Here is a 22,486-nt window from a genome sequence, read left to right on the forward strand (position 1 = left end):
ATGTGTTCGCAAGTCTATCACCGTCAGTTTCGCCAGTAGGCAGGCAGGAACAGGATCAGCAGGGTGAAGACTTCCAGCCTGCCGACCAGCATGCCAAAAATACCCAACCACTTTACCGCTGCATTAACGTTCGAAAAATCGGCTGCCACATCGCCAAGCCCAGGACCCACAAGGGTGATGGTTGCCGTTACCGCACCAAAGGCGGATACCAGGTCGAGGCCGGCTCCCATCATGGCCAGAGTAAGAACCAGGCTGGTGACGATAAACAGCGTGTAGAAGCCCCAGATGGAAAACAGTAATTCATCAGGGATTGAACGGCGGCCCAGTTTGATCACAGAAACGGCTTGTGGATGAGCCATCTGAAACAACTGACGAACACCCAGCTTGGACAGCAGTATGATGCGCAGTACCTTGATGCCACCAGAGGTGGAGCCTGCGCAGCCGCCGACGTAAGCGATCAGCGCCATCACGAGGGGAGCATAAAGAGGCCAGTTAGCGAAATTTTCAGTCACAAAGCCGGTACTGGTCATCACCGAGACCACCTGAAAGACGGAGGTGCGTAAAGCTGAGCCTGTCGTCTGGTGCGCACCGGTACCAACCAGAGTGATTGTGATCAGGATAGTTGTCAGCAGCAATATCAGAATATAGCCACGAAACTCTGCATCCCTGGAGTAGGTACGCAGACTGCGATTACGCAGCGCGATGAAATGCAGAGCAAAGTTGGTACCGCCTGCAATCATGAAGACAATGGCGATGGTTTCGATCAGCGGGCTATCGTAGTAGGCAAGGCTGGCATCATGGGTTGAGAATCCGCCCGTAGCAATGGTCGACAATGAATGCCCGATGGCATCAAAGGGCTGCATGCCGGCACCCCAGTAGGCGAGGGCGCAGGCAATGGTCAGGCCCACGTAGATAATCCACAAGGAGCGGGCTGTTTCGGCAATGCGTGGGGTGATTTTTTCGTGTTTGGCAACACCCGAGGCTTCAGCCTTGTATAGCTGCATACCGCCGATGCCCAGCAGTGGCAGAACCGCAACGGCGAGCACAATAATCCCCATTCCCCCCAGCCATTGAATTTGCTGACGGTGATAGAGCAGGGAGCGAGGCAGGTCATCGAGGCCTGTGATGACAGTGGCACCGGTACCGGTGAAGCCTGACATGGACTCGAACATGGCATCCGTGAAATCCAGATGCAGACTGAGCAGGAAAGGCAGGCTGCTAACGGCGCCGAGCAGAATCCAGAAGAAGCTGACGACAAAATACCCTTCGCGCACACTGATTTCACTTGATTTGTCCCGCACGGGGAACCAGGTCAAAAGACCTGCTAGCAAGCAGACTGCCAGTGATAGTACAAAAACGGGCCATTGCTCATCTTCATAATAAAGAGAGAGCCCGATGGATGGTAGAAAGCTTGGGCTGTACAGCATCAACAACATGCCGAACAGACGAACAATAGGAGTCCAATGCATGTTTGTCTGGAGTATCAGCAGGCGGTGCTGCAACATCCCGTATCAGGATGGCGTGCAGGCACCGGCTGTTGCCAGAGTACAAGAGGATTATGAGCAGAAACAACCATTCAGTCTGAATGCCGATTAAAGTGCGAGTGCAATCGTACTCGAATGGCGACTGGGCTGTATGGTTTGTATGACTGGCTCTTGTGAATGGGCGGAAGCTAGCGTCCCTGCTGTCAAAGCCTATTCAGCGAAGCAATAGAAAAGCCCGTCGCCGCCGGTTCCCTGCAGATCTTCAATGCTGCAACCCCGTGAGCCGTGCGCCGAATTCCAGGCGGTCGGGTTGTCGCCGCCACCGGTTCGATCGTGGTGTCCGACCATGGCAGAGCCGGCGCCATTACTGGTCCAGTCGTCACAGGTACTGTCGGTGGCGTTGCCGTCTACGTCTGAGCCGGTCAGAATGTCGTGGCGATTCGGCTCATCGCCTCGACCGTTGATAACAGCCCCTGTTTCGCTGACAGAGGTCAGTTTTGTCAGATTGTTAGAGTCGCTGTGCAGGTTATCCACACTGGTTGCCACCACGATACCGTCTGCATTGAACCAGGGACCCGAACCAATGCGATCCCGGGCATTCTCAGTACTTGAGGACAGATAGGCCTTCCAGCTCTTGCCAGTTACACCTACAGAGCTTGCCAGTTCGCTGCAATACTCATCGGCACCTGCCAGTCCACCCAGATCGGCTCCACTGCCCGGATTCACACTGGTGATGAAGTAACTCATGCTGTTATCGGGAACTGCCGGAGTTTCTGATTTGATGGCAGAACAAGCGCTGAGCGCTGTGGTTGCCAGAGTGGTGATCAGTGCAGTTTTCAGATTCATGCGTCACATCCTTCGGGTTGTGGATTTGGTGAGTAAATCCGGAAAAATCGGAGCTTCCAGCTTATACGAGTGTCGTGATAGTTTCTATTTTTACTGGGTGGGTACTTCCACCTGATGCGCGGTGAACGCATCAGGTGCACTGCTCAGGGTTTTGGTCGAGGGCCTTGATCAGGACCTTGACCAGGACCCGGTCCAGGCATGCCATTGGCGGAACCGATTCCCTGCTTGGCCGTGGTGACAAAATTGTTCACTGCCTGAACACCTGAGAGGCAGGCGGGCAGGTTGGGAAACTGTGCTGTAGCGTGGTAATGATATTCACCCGACTGCGACTGCTCTGTCACACCCGTATGCCCGTTACAGACATCCAGGTCGGTGGGCAATGAGCCATTGGCATCGGTGCTGCCATACATCGCGTAGCCATCGAAGGCATAACCGAACAGCGCACTGCTTGATTGTGGTAGCGCACAGTCAGCATCTACATTTTCATGTGAGAAAACCGAGTTGATATCGGTGGCCGTTGCGTGCCAGTGGTACCAGCCACCCGGGTCGATATGGCCACCGCAGGTGTCCAGTGCTGGCAGATGCCCTGTTTGCAGTACTGAGGGAGCATCGGCAAAAATAGGCACACCGTCCAGAGCCAGACCCACCTTGGCGACGGTTCCCAGGTCGGTTAACGATTCTGCCTGTTGTGGTGCGACGGGAATGAGCACCGTCATTTCCACGGTTGTATCTTCTGCAGCTTCCAGACAAGTGTGATCTGATACGGGTCGACCCGCGGAAGGGTCTGAAATGTTGAGGTTGTCGCCTTCATCGGTGAAGTCGAATCCCAACGTCGCCAACATCTCGAAAAAGGCTCGATCCAGACGGTACAGACCTGCATCCTCGCCATCCCAGGCCCAGATGCCGCCGGTCTCATCCAGTGTTTGCGGGCAAAACGGCCCAATCTGGAGGTTGTCAGGTTTGTATTTGACAAGGAATTGAGCGCATTCGGCGGTTGCGCCTGTTTTAAGAGTGCACTCGACAATCTCGGGGCTGCTGAGTATCGCACCGTCGTCGAATCGGGAAAGGTCGATATCAGCATTAGCGTTGGAGGCCGCCAGCAGGAACATTCCCGCCAAACCCATGTTTTTAAGGTGTTTGCAGGTCATGTGATTGGATCAGGGCTCGGTTGAATTAACGCTGTCTTTAAGGGCATGCGATACCTGAGGGATAGCGATGATGTTCAGATGTCTGACATTAACAGCAGAATGTGCAGGGAATAGGGATGTGGCAACGAGGGCGTTAGTTTTTAAGGTGCCATGAAACATTGGCAGGACGATGCGTTATTATTGCGTGATGAGACTCTCACGCCGACATCGAAGACAGACCATTGCGTTGTTACGCATGGCTGTGGCGATGATGCTGGTCCTGTCTCTGGTCGCTCCCAAGATTGCTCTGTCAGCGTCTTTGCTGTGGGGCGATGGTTACCGTACGGTGGTTATCTGTACGGGTGCGCAGCTATTACGTGTGACAGTGTCACCCGAAGGTGAAATCATCAGTGATGTTACCGAAGAGTGGGTGGCCCCACATTGCGTACTGACTGACCACGATGTTGTAGCACTGCAGCGGGCCTGGCAACGGGCAGATTATCCGCAGTTCAATCGTGAAGTCGATGTTCCCCAGGTTGCGGTTGCCGCTCAGCCTCGCTGGTTTGGTCAGGCGGTATCCAGTCGCGGTCCCCCATTGGGTTGATGTTGCAGCACCGGATTCAACGGTGCTTTGTTATCTCCAAAACCCGAATCAGAGCTGATCGCTTCACCGCGTGAATCTGCCTTGTTGCGCATTTGAAAAAATCGCAAATGGTAGTCCGGTGTCGCCTGTGCTCGTCTGCAATCTGCCTGCGAATAACACACGTGAATACACAAACCCCGACGATAGATAGTTCCGAAAAACTTGTGCCTGCCGCCGCTGAAGTCACGCCTCCGCCTCCAGTTACGCCTCAAGTTTCGACTAAAACCACGACTCAAACCACGTCTCACAGCAAGTTGTACCTGGCTGCCTGGCGCTGGCATTTCTATGCTGGTCTTTATGTCATTCCATTTTTATTGATTCTGGCCATGACCGGAATGGCCATGCTATGGACCAGTACGCTGTTTGGCCGAGACGGCGAACGTATGACGGTTGTGATGCAAGGTGAGCCAATGGCGGTGTCTCAGCAAGCCGCCGCCGCGCAAAGTGCGGTCCCTGAAGGTGAACTGGTTCAGTACATTGCGCCGCTATCCCCAGATCTGGCAGCTATTTTCAGTATGAAAACGGCTGACGAGACCTTGAGCATTGCAGTGAATCCGTATACCGCTCAGGTACTTGATCAGACATCCAGAGAAAACAGCTGGTACAACCTGTTCGACAATATCCATGGCAGCCTGTTACTGGGCACCACCGGAGATCGACTGATAGAAATAGCAGCCTCTTTGTCGATGGTGCTAATCGCCACCGGCTTGTACCTCTGGTGGCCTAAAAAGACGGGTCTGTTGGCAGCGCTGATACCCAATGTCAGAGCCAGGGGGCGGGCCCTCTGGAAATCTCTGCACGTCAGTGTCGGTGTTTGGATATCCCTGCTGTTATTCGTGTTCTTGTTAACCGGACTATCCTGGGCGGGCGTCTGGGGTGAGAAGCTGGTGCAGGCATGGAACACGTTGCCTGCTGAGAAGTATGGAGCGCCACAATCAGAAGACATTCACGCCAGCATGAATCACGATGGTACCAAGCAGGTGCCTTGGGCACTGGAGCAGACGCCCATGCCGGCCTCAGGCTCTGATGCTGGCTCAGTTGTCATGACGGCTGCTATGCCAGTGGATATAGACAGTGTTGCAACACTCGCCCGAGGCTTGGGATTCGAACAGCGTTTCCAACTGAACCTGCCGCAGGGCGAGACTGGTGTCTGGACCATTTCGCGCGATTCAATGAGTTCGGATAGTACGGAAGCCACCACTGATCGAACCGTTCATGTTGATCAGTTCAGCGGCAAGGTGCTGGCAGATATCGGTTTTCAGGACTATTCGATCTATGGTCAGGCCATGGCTGCCGGTGTGGGTTTTCACATGGGAACTCTGGGTCTCTGGAACGTTGCGCTGAATACGGTGTTCTGCCTGTCCGTGATCTTCCTGTGCATCAGCGGTGCCATCATGTGGTGGAAACGACGGCCAGTGAATGCGGGCCGACTGGTTGCGCCTCCCATGCCTGCCAATATGCCGCATTGGCGTGGTGCCGCCTTGACGGGCTTGGCTATTTCCCTGTTCTTTCCGATGGCGGGTATTGCTTTACTGGTAGTGATGTTTGTCGATTTCTTGATTGTATCGCGGGTTCCGATGCTCAAACGGGCACTTTCCTGACCTGATTGCATTGTGCCGTTGTCTGCCTGCTCAGTTTGAGGCAGCAACGGCACGCTGTGCGCCTGCATCGACAGGCAGGTCACAATTCATCACGTCAGGCTACATTCGTCGAGCGATAAGTGACTGATTCACCGATATACTGCCAGCGAACCCGCAGAAGCTGACAGAACGGATGCATCGTTACCTTAGAATAATGTGGGCCCTCGCGTTTGCGATGGTTGTGGGCACGGCCTGTGTGCAAATGCAGCCAATCGGTGAACCTGAGACGGTGGTCGGGCAGGTGCGTGCGGAGCTGCCCGGGGACGCGATTGACAGGGTGGATTTTCTGACCGACGTCAAACCGATTCTCGACAATCGTTGTGTCGCCTGTCATGCCTGTTATGACGCCCCCTGTCAGCTCAAGGCAACGGCTGCTGAAGGCATGGCACGTGGTGCGACTCAGTCTCAGGTCTATCACATGACCCGCATCTTGCCGGCGGAGCCGACGCGTCTGTTCGTCGATGAGCAGACTACTGCCGGTTGGCGGGACAAGGGGTTCTTCGATGTGCTTGGTAAACAGCGCGACGGCAATGTTCAGGCCGGGTTGGTCAAGCGCTTTCTGGACCTGAAGAGCCAGCAAGCACCAGAGCAGTCAGGCGTGCTGCCTGATACCTACGATGTCCGACTGGGACGTGAGAACGAGTGCCCGACAGCGAGCGAGTTTGATAGTTACGCCGAACGACATCCCGAAGGCGGCATGCCTTACGCACTACCGGCATTAAGTGATGAAGAGCAGGATATTCTGGTGCGCTGGCTGGATACCGGTGCCCCGTACAGTAGCAAGGTCGTAACTGGGGCAGAATTTCAGGAGGAGCTGGAACGCTGGGAATTGTTCCTGAATCGTGACTCCAACAAAGGGCGTCTGACTTCACGCTATTTGTACGAACACCTCTATCTTGCACATCTGTATTTTCCTGACATTTCTGCCAATACTTTTTTCCGAGTGGTCCGCTCTGCCAGTCCGCCGGGCGAACCCATTCAGTATATCGGCACACGGCGGCCGTTTGATGACCCAGGTGTCGAGCGGGTGTATTACCGCCTCATGCCCGAGCGCGAAACGATCGTTGCCAAGAATCATAATCCCTATGTGCTCGATGCGGCCAGGCTGGCGCGGTTCGAAGCGTTGTTCTTTGACAAGGACTATGCAGTTGACAAGCTGCCGGGCTACAAGGCGGATAGCAATGCCAACCCGTTCGTGACCTTCGCAGCTTTACCGATGAAGAGCCGTTACCGGTTCATGCTGGAAGAGGCCCGATTCACGATCGCCAATTACATTCGCGGCAGCGTCTGTCGCGGTCAGATAGCGGTCAGCGTTATTCGTGATCGATTCTGGGTGGTGTTTCTGGATCCGGACTCTGCCATGAATGAGGCCCTGGCAAGTTTCCTGCCGACCATGAGTGGTGAGCTGGCGCTGGCCAATAGCAATGACTCCAGCAACGCGCTGTCACCCCTGTTGCACTGGGGGCACTACGAAAAGCTTGAACGCGCGCATCATAAAGCGCGTGATGAAGCACTGACCCAGTGGTTCTCTGATCGTGATATTTCTGTGGACCTGCTATGGAACGGTGACAATGGCGTGAACCCCAATGCAGCCTTGACAGTACTACGTCACGGTAACTACGCCGCCGTTGAACATGGCTTGCTGGGCCAGACGCCACCGGACACAGCCTGGGTCATTGACTACCCTCTGCTGGAACGCATTCATTATCTGCTGGTGGCAGGCTATGACGTGTTCGGAACCCTGGGGCATCAGCTCACCTCAAGAATGCATATGGATTTTTTGCGTATGCAAGGGGAGAAAAATCTCCTGAATTTCGTGCCTGCTGAAACGCGAAAGCAGATAAGAAAACAGTGGTATCGCGGAGCCCCACAAAGCGCGCTGGACTACATGGCCAACCCATCCTACGACAAGGTACCTTTCACCGGCATTGATTATCAGACCGATGAGCCTCTGATTGAACTGTACGGTTTGATTGGCGAGCGACTTGAAGCCATACAGCCTGCTGATCTGGCCGTTGATCAGAAGCTGGCGACACTGGAAACATTCAAAGGCGAGAAAACCACATTATTGCCACAGGTGATGTTGCTGCGCATCGATGGTGATGAGTCAGATTATGTCTCGATTATTCGTAACGATGCCCACTTGAACATGAGCTCGGTATTTGACGAGGCCAAGCAATTGATCCCGGCGGAGAATACGGTGACCGTACTGCGGGGTATTCGTGGCTATTATCCCAATGCACTGATGCAGATTGATGAGGCAGATATCGGAGCCTTTGTAGACAGCGTGCTGTCACTCAGCGATGAACAGAGTTATTCACGTCTGCTGGATGATTATGGAATTCGTCGATCAAATTCGAATTTCTGGGCACTGAGTGATGAGCTACATGCACAGTGGAAAGAGAGTGATCCGACCGGGTTTGGTATTCTGGATTACAGCAGGCTTGAGAATCGGTAAGCCTGTTTTTATAGCTATTAACGAGGTTGATTGAACATGTCTCTGTTGACGTCCTCCCCTCCCTGAAGAAAAAAAGGGGATTCCTACGGCGTTCAAGCACATGCCTGAATCGCTTCGGTGGGTTCCTGCTTCACTGGGGCTGCCTTAACTGCATGTTCGTGCAATTCAGGTCTAACGTCCCCTCCACAGGCCATCACGGCGTGTCCCGCCGCTACGATATTCTTTGCCGCATTAACATCGGCGTTCTCTGCATGCCCACAAGAGACACAGCAGAAGCTCTCTTGAATTTTGCGGTTCTCTTGCGCTATATGGCCACAGCCTGAGCATTGCTGACTGGTGTACTGAGCCGGCACCACGATCAAATCACCACCCGCCCACTTGAGTTTGTAGCCCAACTGTCGACGGAATTCACCCCAACCTTGATCGAGAATTGCTCGATTGAGACCCGATTTGGCCTTGACGTTTTTTCCTGGAGCTTGTCGGGTGCCGGAAGCCGAACGAGACATATTGCTGACCTTCAGGTCTTCGATACACACCACCGCGTGATTTTTGCAAATGAGGTGTGATTTCTGATGTAGGTAGTCGGCTCGGACATTGGCGATTCGAATATACAGGCGGGCAATTTTTGCTTTCTGTTTTTTCCAATTACGGGAATACTTGCACCGACGAGCCAGCGATCGCTGTGCGTGTGCCAATTGTCGTTGAAGTTGTGTAAAGCTGTTCTTTGGCAAATGAATGACGCCGTCGCTTTGTGCGGCAAAAATAGCAATGCCCAAGTCAAGACCAATCGCTGTTGTGGATGGGTGTAGAGGAGTATCAACCTGTTGCGCAGTTTGAATTGAAAAGAACCATTTACCGCCTCGCTCACTGACGGTGATATTGCGTAGCGTGCCGATGACATTACGGCTGTTTCGGTAGCGCATCCAGCCTAATTTAGGTAGAAAAATACGATTATTGGTCTGATCAAGCTTGAACTGTTTGGGCTCGGGGAAGCGAAAGCTATTCCCGCGGCCTTTCTTTTTGTACGAGGGGAAAGCAGCGCGTTTGGAAAAGAAGTTCTGATAGGCCCGATCAAGATCTTTCAGCGATTGCTGCAACGTTTGAGCGGGTGCTAGTTGAAGCCACAGTGTGGCTTGATCTTTACGCCAGGTTGTCAGGCTCTTGCACATCTGGACATAGCTGATGTACTTCAGTTCGGCCTTATGGTTCTCTTGCTGAAGTGCCAATGCCTTGTTGTAGACAAACCGGGAACAGCCTGCAAACTGCCACAGCTGGCGGGTTTGTTCACCATTGGGGCGTAGCTCGAACTTGAAGGCTTGTAGACGTTCCATGGACTGAATAATACACTGGACCGATAGAGAGTATGCCACAGATACCCATTAAATACTGTATTTATAAACAGCTATTAGAGGATGTATTATTACTATCGAATCAGGAAAATCTTCGAGCTAGTGCCTGTCCTGAAACAGTTGATTTGAGTGTTACTACCAGAATCGCATTTCTGCATAACTAAGAAGAGACTCCGCACGTCAATAAGTCAGGCAAAAGCGCCGGTTTACCGCAAATAACCACGTTTATGCCCGATTGGCGACCACGGCTCGACACAGACTTGTCAGCGGCAAGTCGTTTTCGTCACTAAAAGTCCCTGCGAGGAAGTTCAGGCTGAACTGAAGCGAACCATCCTCACCAGATTGTAGCTCAGTGCTGAGGACCAGACATACGCAACAAAACCGTCGTAGCCTTTCCACTTGGCTTTGCCCATCCCCAGTGCACGCTTGAGTTCGGAGATATTGCCCTCGATACCCGCGCGAAAGTTACGCAGTCTATCGAAGGTTTTTCTCTTTACCCCCATCTGGTGGTAGCCCAGCCCGCAACGCTTGTTGAACACGGTTCGATCAACTCCCTTTTCTCGGCCCAGCTGGACATTGGCCTGACTCGCATAGCCACCATCAGCCACCGTTTCACCAGGCAGGCAGCCGTAGTCTTTTTCGCTTGCTTCCAACACCGGCATGAACAGGGATTTATCCGATGGATTACCGTTTTCGATATTCAGGTAGGTCACAAAACCGTCGGCCTGAGTGGCCAAGTTGATTTTGTGGCCATATTGGACATCTCTGCTGGTTTTGACAATGATGTCCGTGTGTGGCTCAAACAGAGAGACTATTTTCTCTGAAGCCGGCACGGTCTCTTCTTGGAAAACACGGCGCTGCGTTTGATCAACCACCCTTAACAATAGTGAGCGATAGTGCTCTGCTTTTTCGCACCATATCGTAGCGGCATCAAGGTAGATCGATTCTTGGCGAATTTTCTCAATCGCCCTCTCAATTTGTTTCAATGTCAGCGCAACACACATCAGAAATTTGGGATAAAGCGCGTATTTCACAGGCTTTTTCGCGTGGAATATCTGAAAAGACAGCGATTTTGATTTTTTGCGTTGATCCGTGAATCGATGCTTGACGCCCGTTCTTTTCGCACTGTTCGCCATCATTCTGCTCAATACTCGAACACCGTCATTCAACAGCCCACTATCCAACGGTTTCGCAATATTGCTATCAGTCACTGTACTGTCAATGCGAACAGTATCCAAAGACAGTTCCCCTTCAATAGCCCAGTGCAATACAAACTGCTGATTGATCTGACTCAAGGTCTCGGCGCTCACTACTCGGATAGTGTTTTGCAAGACTGATTTGCTCGGCGAATGCCCAGAACGTAATCGAGCAAAAGCGCGGTAGCTGGGTGAATCAGACAAATGAAACGACAGTTGTCGGTAGCTGACACGCAGTATGCGTTTGAGAAGCAGACAACGAAAAATGCTTTCCAGGCTCAGCCCACAGGCGCCCGTTTTCGCAACATTCTTCTGGTTAAAATCTCGCTCGATCAGCGTGAGAGCGATCGGGTGTTCGTCCAACAATTCAGACAATCCCCGCAGCTGCTGGGCGTGCTCGTGCTCCGCATAGAAATCGAATATACTGCTTTGAGCATTGCGGGTCTCTCGCATGCGGGAATCCTCTTGGTGGTAGGTTTTTGTGTCGCAACTCAAACATACCAAAACCAAGAGGATTTTTTACATCTGCCGTGTAGGAATTCCTGCCAAATCAATCATTTAGGAGTTTCAGGACAGGCACGAGCTAGACGAAAAAGAGGCTCCGCCTCTAGCGCTATCCATCCCCGCCCTGAAGGACGAGGCTTTCCGCGCGTTGGGGTAAAGCAGTTCCAACTGATGGGCGATTACAACCGCTGGATGAACGAAAGTCTGTATGAGGCTGCATCCACGTTGCCGCCAGCTGTTCTGGCTGAAGACAGGGGAGCCTTTTTTTGCTCGCTATTGGGTACCTTCAATCATCTGCTGGTTGCCGATACCATCTGGTTGCAGCGGTTTGCTCATCATCCAGGCCGATTTTCAGCACTAGAGCCCTTGCTGAATAAACCGACAATGAGCACGCTTGATGAGGTGTTGTATGAAGACTTTCAGCAGCTACGTCAGGCAAGGCAGGGTATGGATGAGATGATCCTGGCTTTTGTCAAGGAAGCGAAAGAGGCTGACTATGAGCAGCTATTGGCCTATCGGAATACGAAAGACATTGCATTCCAAAAGCCGTTCGGCTCTTTGATGTTGCACTTTTTCAATCATCAGACACATCATAGAGGGCAGGTGACGGTGTTACTGAATCAGTTGGGAGTTGATTGTGGGGTGACTGATTTGCTGGTGCGGATTGGGGAAGAGAGCTAAAAGCTGCATTCGCGGTATCGAACGAGAAGCCTTCGTAGGTAGCCCGGCCCAGTGGGCGCCAATATCAGAGATTCATTGATCAGTACGCTTACGTATGGCTACTTCTATCCAGATGAAAATCTGGGTAAGAAAAACAGACAGACCGCCAGCCCAGAAACTACACAGCAACGTATTCTGCCAGTCCGTAAAACTTTTTCCACTACCAAAACCTAACGAGGCAAGCATGGAGTTCGCAGTTACAAAAATGATCGAAATAATAATTATGTAGAAGAAGGTCCGTTTACCTTGAGTTGGTAAATTAATCCAGTGTAATTTCAAACATATAAACATGGAAATATAATAGATCGGAAAGTTAATAACAGCCAAGAATAATGAATCACTCATGTCAAAATATTCTCATATGGTTGGTACGCAACAGGGTTGACATGATACTACTCGAAAAAATATCACTGAACGTCTCATTGGAATATAAGTCCGAGCGCAAATCCCACCTGGAGTATTTCTTCCAGCTGTTAGCCCCAAAATAGCGGCTTCTATTTAAGGAAAATTGATAACTACTCAGCCCACTGATACGATAGCTGGATTGAAGGCCTGACCTTGGAAGCTTTCGCGCAGGGAATCAAGTACATTGCGGCCCTGTTTTTTCGCCGTGGAAATGTAGCTACGAATCCGACAAAAGATGTCCGCACCTTGCTCGGAACGAAAGCAGCCCGATATCTTTAGTTTGGCCTTGATCATTCGCACATCACGCTCGGCCAGATTATTATCAAATGGCAGCGTCAGATCATAGAGAAATGCGAGCGTTTCAGCCTTGTATCTGAATAGCCGATCATGCAGGTTCTTCACCTTGTGTTGTTTGGCTCGCCCCGCTTCTTTGTCGTTGAAATTGGCACCACCGGCAGTTCGGCGCGCCCCTCGCGCAATATCCGATTGTAGCGTCGATCGTAGTGGTTAATGCGAGACTCATCGAGCATTAAGGCTCCCTTGACCCGAGCCTCATCGGTCTCCTTCTTGGCGCCCAGCAGGCAGGTGATCAACTTCTAGGCCCAGCATCTGTTGATGCTGCTCATGAGCATGGATGAGCTCACGCAGAAAGTGAGCGCCACACAGCACATGAAGGATGGCGAAGCGGAAATAGCTGGCCCAGCAGTCATGTACCGCGTATCCCTTGAATCCGTCAAGTATGCCCATCTCCATCATCGCCTCATGCCCACGTTTGAGGTGCCGACGGTAATAGGTCGCGTGCTCGGTGGCGGCCACATGCAGCCACTGCAGCTGCGTAAGCGTTCACAGCGTTGGAATAGCGTTTTCTGACTATGTAGGCTATTCTGAAGAAAAGGCCCTGCGAGTTTATTAGCCATCATCGTGCCCGATCCTCATCTATCAAATCCACCCCAAACGCTTGATGAGGCTCGCACTCAGATCGAGCAATTATGGGGTGTGGTCGGTCAGTTAGAATCGATAGTCTCAGATCTTAAAGCGCAAAATGAGGAGCTTGTTGAACAGATTCGAGAGCTGAACGAACGCATGGGCAAAAGCTCGCGTAACTCCTCCCGTCCACCCTCTTCAGACTCCACCTCGCAACGAGCCAACCGAAAAAAGAAACCCAGATCTACAAAACGAAAGGGTGCGCAGCCGGGTCATGAAAAGCACGAACGCCCGCTGGTACCCGAAAGTGATGTCGATCAGATTCAGCGCTATTTTCCGACCGCGGCCTGTGGCTGTGGTGGCTCTATTTTTGTCGATCCCGAGCCACGCTGTCGTCACCAGGTGTTTGATATCCCGGTGGTGCGTTTTTCAGTGATTGAGCATCAGCTGTTCGGTGGGCAATGCAACGGGTGTGGCAAACATCATTGCGCCCAGACTCCCGATAGCGTGCCTTCGGGGCAGATGGGCCCCAATCTGGTGGCACTTATCGCTCATCTGTCCGGGCGTTATCATTTGTCGATTCGTAATATTCAGGATTATCTGGTTGAGCACTGGCAGTTGCATTTCAGTCTCGGTGCCCTCTCTCAGGCTCAGGCAAAAGCGACGAGCGCATTAGGCGACCCGTACCGACAGATTGGCGATTTTGTTCGCCAACAACCCGTGGCGCATGCCGATGAAACACGGCATTTTCGCGGCAATGAGTGCCGTTGGCTGTGGTCGTTAGTGTGTGTGCAAGCTTGCTATTTCCTGACACAGGCCTCGCGCGGCAAAGAGGCTGCCGATAGGCTGTTAGGCGAATTCACAGGGTATTTGGTCACTGATGACTACGTGGGTTATAACCGTGTACCGGAAAGTCGTCGTCAACTGTGTTGGCCGCACCTGATTCGAAAATTCATCGATATTGCTGGACGGGTAAGCAATGGCGGCAAGATCGGACGCCGACTTTTATTACTTGCCCACGCGGTTATCCGCACCCGACATCGATGGCAAGATCAACTCATCGACGAGGCCGTTTATTACCGGCGAATGCAGCGACTACGCCGCAGCTTTCACCAGACGCTGGAGCGAGGTGCCCGGCTACGAATCGATGGGCGAACCAAACGTCAATGCCAACATCTTCTCAAGCGAGAATCGATGTGTTGGACCTTTCTCAAAGATCACAGAATCCCGCTAGACAACAATAGCGCTGAGCGTGCGCTTCGGCCCTATGTGATCTGGCGCAAGTTGAGTTTTGCCACTCAATCGTATCAAGGCGATCAGTTTCGTCCTTTGATACTGAGCATCGTGGGCACTGCACAACGGATAGGGATCTCAAGCTATCAGTTTATCCGCATCGCGTGTCACCAGTCGATGATTGAGGGCGAGGTGAAAGTGCGCTTCCCGTTTGATGCGCCTCGGTTAGCGACTAGCTGAAAGAATCAGTTGCGGTTCCTACACCCCGCATGCAGGACCGTGAACGGTTACTGCAGCTGCTTGCCCACGCGCAGACCGCTTTCGTCAAAGTGGGCCGGCCATATCTTTGACCCAGGAATCGAATTGCTCCAGATGATGGTAGGCACGGGTCAGGATATTATTCACAGTCCCTTCGCTAAGATGAATCTGGAACAGGTCCGCCATCGCCTCTTTGAGTCGTGCGTAAGGCAGCATCTGATACTGACTCAGATAGGACACTACGCCCTGAACCTCGGTGCCGTATTGCACTGACTGGTTGACGTTTTAGGAAAGGCGGCTTTGTTGCGACTCTGGCAACACGGGCATACCTTAATCTGTGCACGATGCTCGGTCGCCTCGATCTTGATCGGCGGGATATCGAATAGTAGTTACGCAAATAGATTGATAAAATATATTTATCAAAACAACAACTATATATAGTTTTACTTGATTATAAGTTTCGTCGATGATGTCAGCATCGACGTTGCACACACCTATCAATGAACACAAGACATTTACGCGCCCGAGTGGGTATCTCGATGATTCTGTTCCTGTTAGTGCTGATTTTTGGTGCGCAAAATGTTGGCCTGGTTGATATACATTTTTTGCGCTGGCGGTTTGAGATACCTCGCTCAGTACTGATTTCCATAGTGCTTCTGGTCGGGGTATTTATCGGCTGGAGTGCCCGTACATTGGGCGATGTTTTCAAATGCAAACCTAAAAACTCATGAGTACATCTTGCCGTTGTAGCGCGTTATCCCGGTTTATACACTCTGGAGGCTTCCGGGTCATCATAAGAAGGTATCAGTGTGGCCAGTTCAAGCCACAGGGCGTCAGGAATGTCTGCCTGTGCCCAGCCCAGTGTCTGATCAACCCGTTCGGGGTGAGTCACACCACAGATGGTAGAGGCGATGCGTGGGTCCTTCATCGAAAATTGCAGTGCCAGTGCGCCGATGGGAACCATATGCTCTGCACACAGGGCTTCTATATGACGCACGGGATCAAGCATGTTATCGCTGGCCTTCTGATACACATAACGAGGGTGCTCCACCGTGCCTTTGGCCAGCACGCCACCTGCGTAGGGTGCCGCGTTGAGAATACTGATGCCGCGTGCCGTGGCAAGGTTGAACATCTCGTTGGCATTGTGATTGACCAGGGTATAGCGGTTATGGCTGATCAGTGCATCGAAGTCCCAATCCCGCAACAAGGGCATCATGACATCGACATTGCCGGCAGCCAGTCCGATGGCCTGACACAAGCCTTCCTCCTTCATCTTGAATAGTTCGGGAAGTGCGCCGTTTGCAGATGTGATTTCATCTACTGAGGCGGCATGTTCCGGGTCATGCAAGTGCAGCAGATCAACTCGGGAGACGTTCATGGTCTCCAGGCTCTGCTCCAGGGATTCGCGTGCCCGGGCCGCATCAAAACGCCCAGTCTGCATGTCCCGGTCCAGTTTGGTTGCCAGAATAGCGCCCTCAGGCAGACCGCCCATGGCTTTGATCACATGGCCGATACGCTCCTCGCTTCTGCCGTCCCCATAGTTGCGGGAGGTATCCAGAAACGGATAGTCGCTGTTGAGGATGTAATCTATGGTCGCGTAGGCGCGATCTTCGGGTGTGTTGTAGCCGTAAGTGTTGGGCATGTCACCCAGGCCCGATGTGCCGAAGCAGAGCGTCGGAATTGCCAGTCCGGAATTTCCCAGGATCGTTTTTTTGTCTATCATTGCTCGGCGTCCAGTGAGTTACAAAAAAAAAGCTATCGTGCAGAGCATACCTGTGTGAATGGGGGGGCGTCCAAATGCATAGACAGTACTACTCTTGGAATACGCCCCAGACTTCACATTATTTAAAGCGTCCGTGATGTTGAAGCACCTCGATGGCGTAGCCATCAGGGTCGTTGACGAAGAAGAACTTGGCGAACAAAGCACCATCGCGATTGAATTCGACAATGTCACGAGGGGCAAAGCCAAGTGTCTTGAAACGTTCGTGTTCGCTGTCAAGATCCTCAACACAGAGCGCAAGATGGCCGTAGCCATTGCCCAGATCGTAGGCTTCCTTGTTGTCTTTATTGATAGTCAGCTCCAGCTCGAAGCTGTTCTCCTCATTGCTCAGATAGACGAGCGTGAATGTGTCGAAGTCCAATCGCTCTGCGATGGACAGGCCAAAGGCCTGCTGATAGAAATCGACGGATCGCTGCTCATCAAGCACACGAACCATTGAATGGATGGCTTTGGCCAAGGGACAACTCCTGATTAAGGTAAATATCGTTCATGGTAGGGGTTGCCAGTGTACCGTCAGGTGTTATCTGGATACCACTTGGACAAAATACTTGTAGCGCTGAGGAGGCGAGGCATCAGGCGACAGCTATCTCGGCCTGTTGTTCCAGATAGACCAGACAGGCACATCGCAGCAGTGATGCAAAGTTGCTTGATTCTCCATGCAGCGCTATCACTTCGGTGTGCACCTTGGAGATGAATTGCGGGGTGGAGATTGATTCGTTTTCAGCGATCTGATCAAGAATTTTCCAGAACTTGAACTCCAGGCGAACGCTGGTGCATTGCCCGTTGAGTCTGATCGAGCGGGTCTGATACTGATAGTTGCTGCGCTTCTGACCTGCAAATATTTCGCACATGGGAACCACGAAGCCATGTTGACGATGGGGATTCAGTGTAGCGCCAAATATTGGGCAGGTCACCTGCACAGGTGGCGGCTTACGGAGCGCCAGCTAGTCGCCAAGTTCGATATAGTAGGGCACCGGCTGAGACAGTGGGTTTGACAGGGCTTGAGCTTGTACCTTACTGGCCCTAATTACCCAGCTCAGACACGGTCCGTTTTCAGAGGAATTCCCATGTTCAGAATTGCACCCTCCATCCTGTCAGCTGATTTTGCCGAGCTGGGGGCCGAGGTCCGTAATGTCATCGCATCCGGTGCCGACTGGATTCACTTCGACGTAATGGACAACCATTACGTGCCCAACCTCACCATCGGCCCGGCGGTTGCCGCCGCCATCAAGCCGCATTGCGTGACGCCCACCGGTGAGGCTGTACCGCTGGATGTGCATCTGATGGTTCAACCCGTTGATGAGCTGGCCATGGCGTTCGCCAAGGCAGGTGCCGATCTGATCACATTTCATCCGGATGCCGAGCGGCATGTGGATCGTACCCTGCAGCTGATTCGTGATGCTGGCTGCAAGGCCGGCCTGGTGTTCAACCCGGCTATGCCGCTGGACATTCTGGAATGGACCATCGACAAGGTAGACATCATTCTGCTGATGAGCGTCAATCCGGGATTCGGTGGACAAAGCTTTATTGATCACACACTCAGAAAAATTGAAGCCACACGCAAACTGATTGATGCAACTGGTCGCGATATCCGCCTGGAAGTGGATGGCGGCATCAAGGTGGATAACATCTCACGCGTGGCATCAGCAGGTGCTGATACCTTTGTAGCAGGTAGTGCGATCTTCAATCAGCCTGACTACAAATACGTCATCGATGCCATGCGAGGCGAGCTTGAGAAAGTCTGATTCTTCCTCAGCGGGAAGAGTGCAGGGGATTGAGCTGATTGCCATCGATCTTGATGGCACTTTGGTGGATTCGGTCAAGGACATGCATGAAGCGGTGATTGCCATGCAAGCCGGTTTGTCGCTCGATGCATCCAGTGAGCAGCAGGTGCGTGGCTGGGTAGGAAACGGCATCGAGCGGCTGGTTCATCGGGCCTTGACGGGGGATATGCTCAAGGAAGCCGAGCCGGTACTCTTCGAGGATGCCTTGTCGGGTTTCAAGCAGGCCTATGCTGAAACCATAGGCCGCTATTCAACGCTGTATCCGGATGTTCGCGAAGGATTGCTCTGGATGGCGTCACAAGATATTCCGCTGGTCATGGTGACCAACAAGGCGTCTTTCTTTGCCAATATGCTGATAGAGCAGTTGCAGATCGATCAGTTCTTCGCTCACAAGATCGGGGGTGATGATGTGGCTGCGGCCAAGCCCGATCCAGAAGCACTGTTGCTGGCAGCCAGCTTATGCAAGGCATCAGCTGTAAATAGTGTACTCATTGGCGATTCGATTCATGACTTCAAGGCGGCTCGCGCTGCAGGCTTTCATTCGGTGGGAGTCAGTTATGGCTATAACCATGGTGTGCCGGTCAGAGAGCTGGATCCGTCGTTGGCTCCAGGTGTAGTTGTGGATTCTTTTAAGGAATTGCCTGAGGTACTTCAGAGTCTGGGAGATGTCTGGACTACTACATAATTCGTAGTGGCATCCCGAGTTGGTAATTCGACTGGTGACGAGTATTCCAATCTGTCATGATGTCCGGGCGTGTACGAGTCAGGCAACGACCTTTCAACACGCATCTGGCTGTATCAATCAGATCCGTACCACTGGGAGGAAACCACCGAATGAAACGTACCTTTACCGCTTTGAGTACTACAACTATCGCCTTGTTAGGCGCACTGTCCGGTCACGCCATGGCAGCAGAGAAGCTGACCTACTATTGTAGTGCGCAAGAAGACTGGTGCCAGTTGATGGCCACAGGATTTGAAGAAGAGACCGGTATCAAGGTCAACATGACTCGCAAGTCTTCGGGTGAGGTCATGGCCCAGATCAAGGCCGAGTCCAATAACCCTAAGGGTGATATCTGGTGGGGCGGCACCGGTGATCCACACCTGCAGGCTGCTGAAGAAGGCCTTCTGGAGCCGTACGTATCGCCCATGCGTGGAGAGCTGCATGATTGGGCCATCAAGCAGGCAGAGTCCGCCGGTGATGCCACCATCGGTATCTATTCTGGTGCTCTGGGATATGGCTATAACGAGGAAGTACTCGAAGCCAACAATTTGCCAGTGCCGGCTTGCTGGAAGGATCTGCTAAAGCCCGAGTACAAGGGGCACGTGCAGATGGCCAACCCGAATTCATCAGGAACGGCCTACACCACACTGGCCACCATCGTGCAATTGTTTGGTGAAGAAGAAGGCTTCGAGTTCATGAAAGGCCTGCATAAAAATATCAACCAGTATACAAAATCCGGATCAGCCCCCATCAAGGCGGCAGCCCGTGGCGAGAATACGATTGGTATTGTCTTCATGCATGATGCGGTTGCCCAGGCAGTCTCAGGCTTTCCTATCAAGGTGGTAGCGCCGTGTGAAGGGACCGGTTATGAGATTGGTGGCATGAGTATCATCAAGGGTGCCCGCAACCCGGAGAATGCCCAGAAGTTCTATGACTGGGCATTACAGGCCGATGTGCAAACTCGTGCTCTGGAAGTCAATGCCTTCCAGGTCATGTCCAACAAGGCGGCCGAGAGCTCGCCGATGGCCCCTGATATGGATAGCCTGACGCTGATCGACTATGACTTTGTGAAATACGGGTCTTCCGATGAGCGCAAGCGCCTACTGAAGAAATGGGACGACGAGGTCTCCGTCATTCCACAGTAAGCGATCTGTTGCAACGATTGATTTTCCCACGCTCATGACTGCGATATGCCTATGAACCGGACAATCGCGATCTGGCTGCTGGTCGGGGTGGCAGGCTTTTGCCTGCTACCCTGGTATGTGCTGGATGAGGGTTTGTGGAGTTTTGAATGGCTGTTCGATGGTTACCCCTTCGATACAGACTATGCGCCGGCTCTGTTTCTGCTGCTTCAGGGTGAGAAGCTCTGGTTAGCGCCGCTGGCGGTGTTCCTTGTCATGCCCGTCGCGGTCTTGTTTCACGACAAGAACCATTCGCAGTTCAGTCGTATTCTGTGTCTGGCCGGAGGCCTGGGCCTGGGCTATCTGCTCGTTCAGGGTTTTGCGATAGGTATTCGCGGCTGGAATGCGCAGTGGCTTCTGGCTGTGTTTGGCGAGCTGGATGATCGGCAATTTGGTTTTGGTTACGGCACCCTGCTGTTGGGTTGCAGTTTTCTGTTTTACCTGACCACCGGCATTGCGGCCCGTGGTGCCGTTAACGGCGATGTATTTGTGGTGGGGGCTATCGGCTTCGTCATGGCCATGGTGGGGGTGTTTATTTTCCTGCCGGTCATGTACATGCTGTCCAGCGCACTGCAGGATGGCGATGGACATTATTCATTGCTGGTATTTTTCAGTAAATTCCTGGACGACAAGATCTGGGGACTGTATTGCCTGAGCTCTTCCAGAAGCTGTGGTGTCGCCTGGAACTCTCTGTCGCTGGCCTTGGTGGTGGGCGCAACGACAACGCTACTGGGGCTGGTGTTTGCCCTGGTTGCCACGCGCTCCGGTTTCAGACAGGCGCACCTATTGCGGCCACTGACCGTTCTACCGATCATCACGCCGCCGTTTGTCATCGGCCTGGCCATCATTCTGCTTTTTGGTTTATCAGGTACGGTTACCCAGTTTGTCGCAGAGCTATTTGGTTTACAGCCCAGTCGCTGGGTCTATGGCATGCCCGGTGTGCTCATCGCGCAGCTGCTCTCGTTTACGCCCATCGCCTTCCTGGTTCTGATCGGTGTCGTGGAAGGGATTTCTCCCTCCATGGAAGAAGCCTCGCAGACGTTGCGAGCCAGTCGCTGGCAAACGTTCATGACCGTGTCACTGCCATTGATGAGACCGGGGCTGGCCAATGCCTTCCTGTTGGGGTTTATCGAGAGCATGGCTGACTTTGGCAACCCTCTGGTGCTGGGTGGAAATTTTGATGTGCTCTCCACCGAAATCTTCTTTGCCATCGTGGGTGCCCAGAATGATCAGGGCAAGGCGGCGGTACTGGCTATCGTGCTATTGATATTCACGCTGACAGCGTTCTACGCACAGCGTCGCTGGTTGGGCAAGAAGTCCTATACCACCAAGACGGGCAAGGGCGATGGTGGTGTACCTGCCGCGCTGCCCAAGCGGGTGATGTTTCCCTGCTATTTTCTGGTGACGGTATGGGGCACGTTCACACTGGTGGTGTACGGCATGATTGTCTATGGTGGTTTTGTTGAGTTGTGGGGGCTGGACCATACGCTGACCTTCAAACACTACATCACAGCCTTTGAGGTCACGTTAGGCGAGAATGGCATCAACTGGCGTGGCTCTGCCTGGGATTCGTTCTGGACCACGTTGAAGATTGCGGCAACGGCTGCGCCATTGACCGCAGCGGTCGGCCTGGTGACGGCCTACTTGCTGGTGCGACAGAATTTCAAGGGTAAAAGTGCGTTTGAATTTGGCACCATGCTCAGTTTTGCCATACCCGGAACGGTCATCGGGGTTGCCTATATTCTGGCGTTCAATGTGCCTCCGCTGGAACTGACTGGTACCGGCGTCATTCTGGTTATCAGCTTCATTTTTCGTAATATGCCGGTGGGTGTGCGTGCAGGAATTGCCTCCATGTCCCAGTTGGACAAGAGTCTCGATGAAGCTTCGCTGACACTGGGCGCCAATACCTGGCGCACCTTCAGAGAAGTGATTCTGCCGCTGATGCGGCCTGCCATTCTGGCGGCTCTGGTCTTCAGTTTCGTGCGCGCCATGACAGCCATCAGTGCCGTCATCTTTCTGGTTAGTGCCGAGCACAATATGGCAACCAGCTACATCATCGGTCGGGTGGAGAACAACGATTACGGTATTGCGATTGCCTACAGTACGACCCTGATTGTCGTTATGCTCATTGTCATTGCACTGATGCAGTTGCTGGTCGGTAAATCGACAACCAGCAGACGTTCTCCGGAACGTATGCCTGCCACCACCCTTCGATAACCGCGCTTACAGGTCT

Annotated in this window: 22 protein-coding genes; 10 read left to right on the plus strand and 12 right to left on the minus strand. The window is 52.7% G+C overall.

The annotated features are described in order from the left end of the window. Positions 1–23: 23 nt before the first annotated feature. From IMCC3135_RS04390 to IMCC3135_RS04400, 3 genes are all read right to left on the minus strand, one after another. Entirely contained in the window at positions 24–1,469 is a 1,446-nt protein-coding gene (locus IMCC3135_RS04390; RefSeq protein WP_088916489.1) for a TrkH family potassium uptake protein, read from the minus strand. Positions 1,470–1,694: 225 nt separating this feature from the next. After that, on the minus strand, positions 1,695–2,330 hold the full coding sequence (locus IMCC3135_RS04395; protein ID WP_205737901.1) for a hypothetical protein: 636 nt from the start codon (positions 2,328–2,330) through the stop codon (positions 1,695–1,697). A gap of 143 nt (positions 2,331–2,473) precedes the next feature. Continuing rightward, the gene (locus IMCC3135_RS04400; RefSeq protein ID WP_088916490.1) at positions 2,474–3,478 is read right to left on the minus strand and encodes a YHYH protein; all 1,005 of its coding nucleotides are present in this window, start codon (positions 3,476–3,478) and stop codon (positions 2,474–2,476) included. Between the two features lie 184 nt (positions 3,479–3,662). Between IMCC3135_RS04400 and IMCC3135_RS04405 the strand changes: the two genes are divergently transcribed. The 3 genes from IMCC3135_RS04405 (at position 3,663) to IMCC3135_RS04415 (ending at position 8,198) form a co-directional block, all read left to right on the plus strand. Beyond that, on the plus strand, positions 3,663–4,061 hold the full coding sequence (locus tag IMCC3135_RS04405; protein ID WP_157735756.1) for a hypothetical protein: 399 nt from the start codon (positions 3,663–3,665) through the stop codon (positions 4,059–4,061). A 161-nt stretch (positions 4,062–4,222) separates the two neighbouring features. Then, positions 4,223–5,701 (plus strand): PepSY-associated TM helix domain-containing protein, encoded by a 1,479-nt coding sequence (locus IMCC3135_RS04410; RefSeq protein ID WP_205737902.1) that lies wholly within the window; start codon positions 4,223–4,225, stop codon positions 5,699–5,701. Positions 5,702–5,894: 193 nt separating this feature from the next. Beyond that, complete coding sequence (locus IMCC3135_RS04415; protein ID WP_157735757.1) at positions 5,895–8,198, plus strand: fatty acid cis/trans isomerase; 2,304 nt, start codon at positions 5,895–5,897, stop codon at positions 8,196–8,198. Between the two features lie 92 nt (positions 8,199–8,290). On the opposite strand, the gene IMCC3135_RS04420 is transcribed toward IMCC3135_RS04415, so the two are convergent. Together IMCC3135_RS04420 and IMCC3135_RS04425 are read right to left on the minus strand one after the other, a co-directional pair. Then, positions 8,291–9,529: an RNA-guided endonuclease InsQ/TnpB family protein gene (locus IMCC3135_RS04420; RefSeq protein ID WP_088916494.1), complete on the minus strand. Its 1,239-nt coding sequence runs from the start codon at positions 9,527–9,529 to the stop codon at positions 8,291–8,293. A gap of 326 nt (positions 9,530–9,855) precedes the next feature. Beyond that, entirely contained in the window at positions 9,856–11,196 is a 1,341-nt protein-coding gene (locus IMCC3135_RS04425) for an ISNCY family transposase (protein WP_088916495.1), read from the minus strand. Between the two features lie 222 nt (positions 11,197–11,418). Here IMCC3135_RS04425 and IMCC3135_RS34930 point away from each other — a divergent pair, with 222 nt between their 5' ends. Then, the gene (locus tag IMCC3135_RS34930; protein ID WP_088916496.1) at positions 11,419–11,928 is read left to right on the plus strand and encodes a DinB family protein; all 510 of its coding nucleotides are present in this window, start codon (positions 11,419–11,421) and stop codon (positions 11,926–11,928) included. A gap of 72 nt (positions 11,929–12,000) precedes the next feature. Here IMCC3135_RS34930 and IMCC3135_RS34660 read toward each other — a convergent pair whose 3' ends face one another. The 3 genes from IMCC3135_RS34660 to IMCC3135_RS04445 form a co-directional block, all read right to left on the minus strand. Continuing rightward, positions 12,001–12,312, minus strand: coding sequence for a hypothetical protein (locus IMCC3135_RS34660; protein WP_088916497.1), 312 nt, complete (start codon positions 12,310–12,312; stop codon positions 12,001–12,003). 174 nt (positions 12,313–12,486) lie between these two features. Continuing rightward, on the minus strand, positions 12,487–12,852 hold the full coding sequence (locus IMCC3135_RS04440; RefSeq protein WP_088916498.1) for an IS66 family transposase: 366 nt from the start codon (positions 12,850–12,852) through the stop codon (positions 12,487–12,489). 72 nt (positions 12,853–12,924) lie between these two features. Next, on the minus strand, positions 12,925–13,203 hold the full coding sequence (locus IMCC3135_RS04445; protein WP_088916499.1) for an IS66 family transposase: 279 nt from the start codon (positions 13,201–13,203) through the stop codon (positions 12,925–12,927). Between the two features lie 90 nt (positions 13,204–13,293). On the opposite strand from IMCC3135_RS04445, the gene tnpC reads away from it, so the two are divergent. Beyond that, entirely contained in the window at positions 13,294–14,769 is a 1,476-nt protein-coding gene (gene tnpC / locus IMCC3135_RS04450) for an IS66 family transposase (RefSeq protein ID WP_088916500.1), read from the plus strand. Between the two features lie 84 nt (positions 14,770–14,853). Here the strand turns inward: tnpC and IMCC3135_RS04455 are convergent, their stop codons facing one another. Further along, entirely contained in the window at positions 14,854–15,057 is a 204-nt protein-coding gene (locus tag IMCC3135_RS04455; protein WP_088916501.1) for a transposase, read from the minus strand. 230 nt (positions 15,058–15,287) lie between these two features. Between IMCC3135_RS04455 and IMCC3135_RS04460 the strand changes: the two genes are divergently transcribed. Further along, entirely contained in the window at positions 15,288–15,518 is a 231-nt protein-coding gene (locus tag IMCC3135_RS04460; protein ID WP_088916502.1) for a lipopolysaccharide assembly protein LapA domain-containing protein, read from the plus strand. 23 nt (positions 15,519–15,541) lie between these two features. Here IMCC3135_RS04460 and IMCC3135_RS04465 read toward each other — a convergent pair whose 3' ends face one another. From IMCC3135_RS04465 to IMCC3135_RS04475, 3 genes are all read right to left on the minus strand, one after another. Beyond that, positions 15,542–16,510 (minus strand): aldo/keto reductase, encoded by a 969-nt coding sequence (locus IMCC3135_RS04465; RefSeq protein WP_088916503.1) that lies wholly within the window; start codon positions 16,508–16,510, stop codon positions 15,542–15,544. A gap of 118 nt (positions 16,511–16,628) precedes the next feature. Continuing rightward, the gene (locus tag IMCC3135_RS04470; RefSeq protein WP_088916504.1) at positions 16,629–17,024 is read right to left on the minus strand and encodes a VOC family protein; all 396 of its coding nucleotides are present in this window, start codon (positions 17,022–17,024) and stop codon (positions 16,629–16,631) included. A gap of 115 nt (positions 17,025–17,139) precedes the next feature. Beyond that, positions 17,140–17,418, minus strand: a complete 279-nt coding sequence (locus tag IMCC3135_RS04475) for a ribbon-helix-helix domain-containing protein (RefSeq protein WP_088916505.1) — start codon at positions 17,416–17,418, stop codon at positions 17,140–17,142. Between the two features lie 216 nt (positions 17,419–17,634). Here IMCC3135_RS04475 and rpe point away from each other — a divergent pair, with 216 nt between their 5' ends. The 4 genes from rpe (at position 17,635) to IMCC3135_RS04495 (ending at position 22,470) form a co-directional block, all read left to right on the plus strand. After that, the gene (gene rpe, locus IMCC3135_RS04480) at positions 17,635–18,312 is read left to right on the plus strand and encodes a ribulose-phosphate 3-epimerase (protein ID WP_088916506.1); all 678 of its coding nucleotides are present in this window, start codon (positions 17,635–17,637) and stop codon (positions 18,310–18,312) included. After that, on the plus strand, positions 18,299–19,036 hold the full coding sequence (locus IMCC3135_RS04485; protein ID WP_205737904.1) for a phosphoglycolate phosphatase: 738 nt from the start codon (positions 18,299–18,301) through the stop codon (positions 19,034–19,036). Before rpe ends, IMCC3135_RS04485 begins: the two co-directional genes overlap by 14 nt. A 149-nt stretch (positions 19,037–19,185) precedes the next feature. Next, positions 19,186–20,217, plus strand: a complete 1,032-nt coding sequence (locus IMCC3135_RS04490; protein WP_088916508.1) for an ABC transporter substrate-binding protein — start codon at positions 19,186–19,188, stop codon at positions 20,215–20,217. 51 nt (positions 20,218–20,268) lie between these two features. After that, entirely contained in the window at positions 20,269–22,470 is a 2,202-nt protein-coding gene (locus IMCC3135_RS04495; RefSeq protein WP_088916509.1) for an ABC transporter permease, read from the plus strand. Positions 22,471–22,486: the final 16 nt, after the last annotated feature.

Origin of the sequence: Granulosicoccus antarcticus IMCC3135, from assembly GCF_002215215.1 — a bacterium.
GTDB classification, from domain to species: Bacteria; Pseudomonadota; Gammaproteobacteria; order Granulosicoccales; family Granulosicoccaceae; genus Granulosicoccus; species Granulosicoccus antarcticus.

Coding starts and splice junctions, on each gene's coding strand:
- IMCC3135_RS04390 (WP_088916489.1), bottom strand. CDS start 1,469: ATGCATTGGACTCCTATTGTTCGTCTGTTCGGCATGTTGTTGATGCTG.
- IMCC3135_RS04395 (WP_205737901.1), bottom strand. CDS start 2,330: ATGAATCTGAAAACTGCACTGATCACCACTCTGGCAACCACAGCGCTC.
- IMCC3135_RS04400 (WP_088916490.1), bottom strand. CDS start 3,478: ATGACCTGCAAACACCTTAAAAACATGGGTTTGGCGGGAATGTTCCTG.
- IMCC3135_RS04415 (WP_157735757.1), top strand. CDS start 5,895: ATGTGGGCCCTCGCGTTTGCGATGGTTGTGGGCACGGCCTGTGTGCAA.
- IMCC3135_RS04420 (WP_088916494.1), bottom strand. CDS start 9,529: ATGGAACGTCTACAAGCCTTCAAGTTCGAGCTACGCCCCAATGGTGAA.
- IMCC3135_RS04425 (WP_088916495.1), bottom strand. CDS start 11,196: ATGCGAGAGACCCGCAATGCTCAAAGCAGTATATTCGATTTCTATGCG.
- IMCC3135_RS34930 (WP_088916496.1), top strand. CDS start 11,419: ATGGGCGATTACAACCGCTGGATGAACGAAAGTCTGTATGAGGCTGCA.
- IMCC3135_RS34660 (WP_088916497.1), bottom strand. CDS start 12,312: ATGAGTGATTCATTATTCTTGGCTGTTATTAACTTTCCGATCTATTAT.
- IMCC3135_RS04460 (WP_088916502.1), top strand. CDS start 15,288: ATGAACACAAGACATTTACGCGCCCGAGTGGGTATCTCGATGATTCTG.
- IMCC3135_RS04465 (WP_088916503.1), bottom strand. CDS start 16,510: ATGATAGACAAAAAAACGATCCTGGGAAATTCCGGACTGGCAATTCCG.
- IMCC3135_RS04475 (WP_088916505.1), bottom strand. CDS start 17,418: ATGTGCGAAATATTTGCAGGTCAGAAGCGCAGCAACTATCAGTATCAG.
- rpe (WP_088916506.1), top strand. CDS start 17,635: ATGTTCAGAATTGCACCCTCCATCCTGTCAGCTGATTTTGCCGAGCTG.
- IMCC3135_RS04490 (WP_088916508.1), top strand. CDS start 19,186: ATGAAACGTACCTTTACCGCTTTGAGTACTACAACTATCGCCTTGTTA.
- IMCC3135_RS04495 (WP_088916509.1), top strand. CDS start 20,269: ATGAACCGGACAATCGCGATCTGGCTGCTGGTCGGGGTGGCAGGCTTT.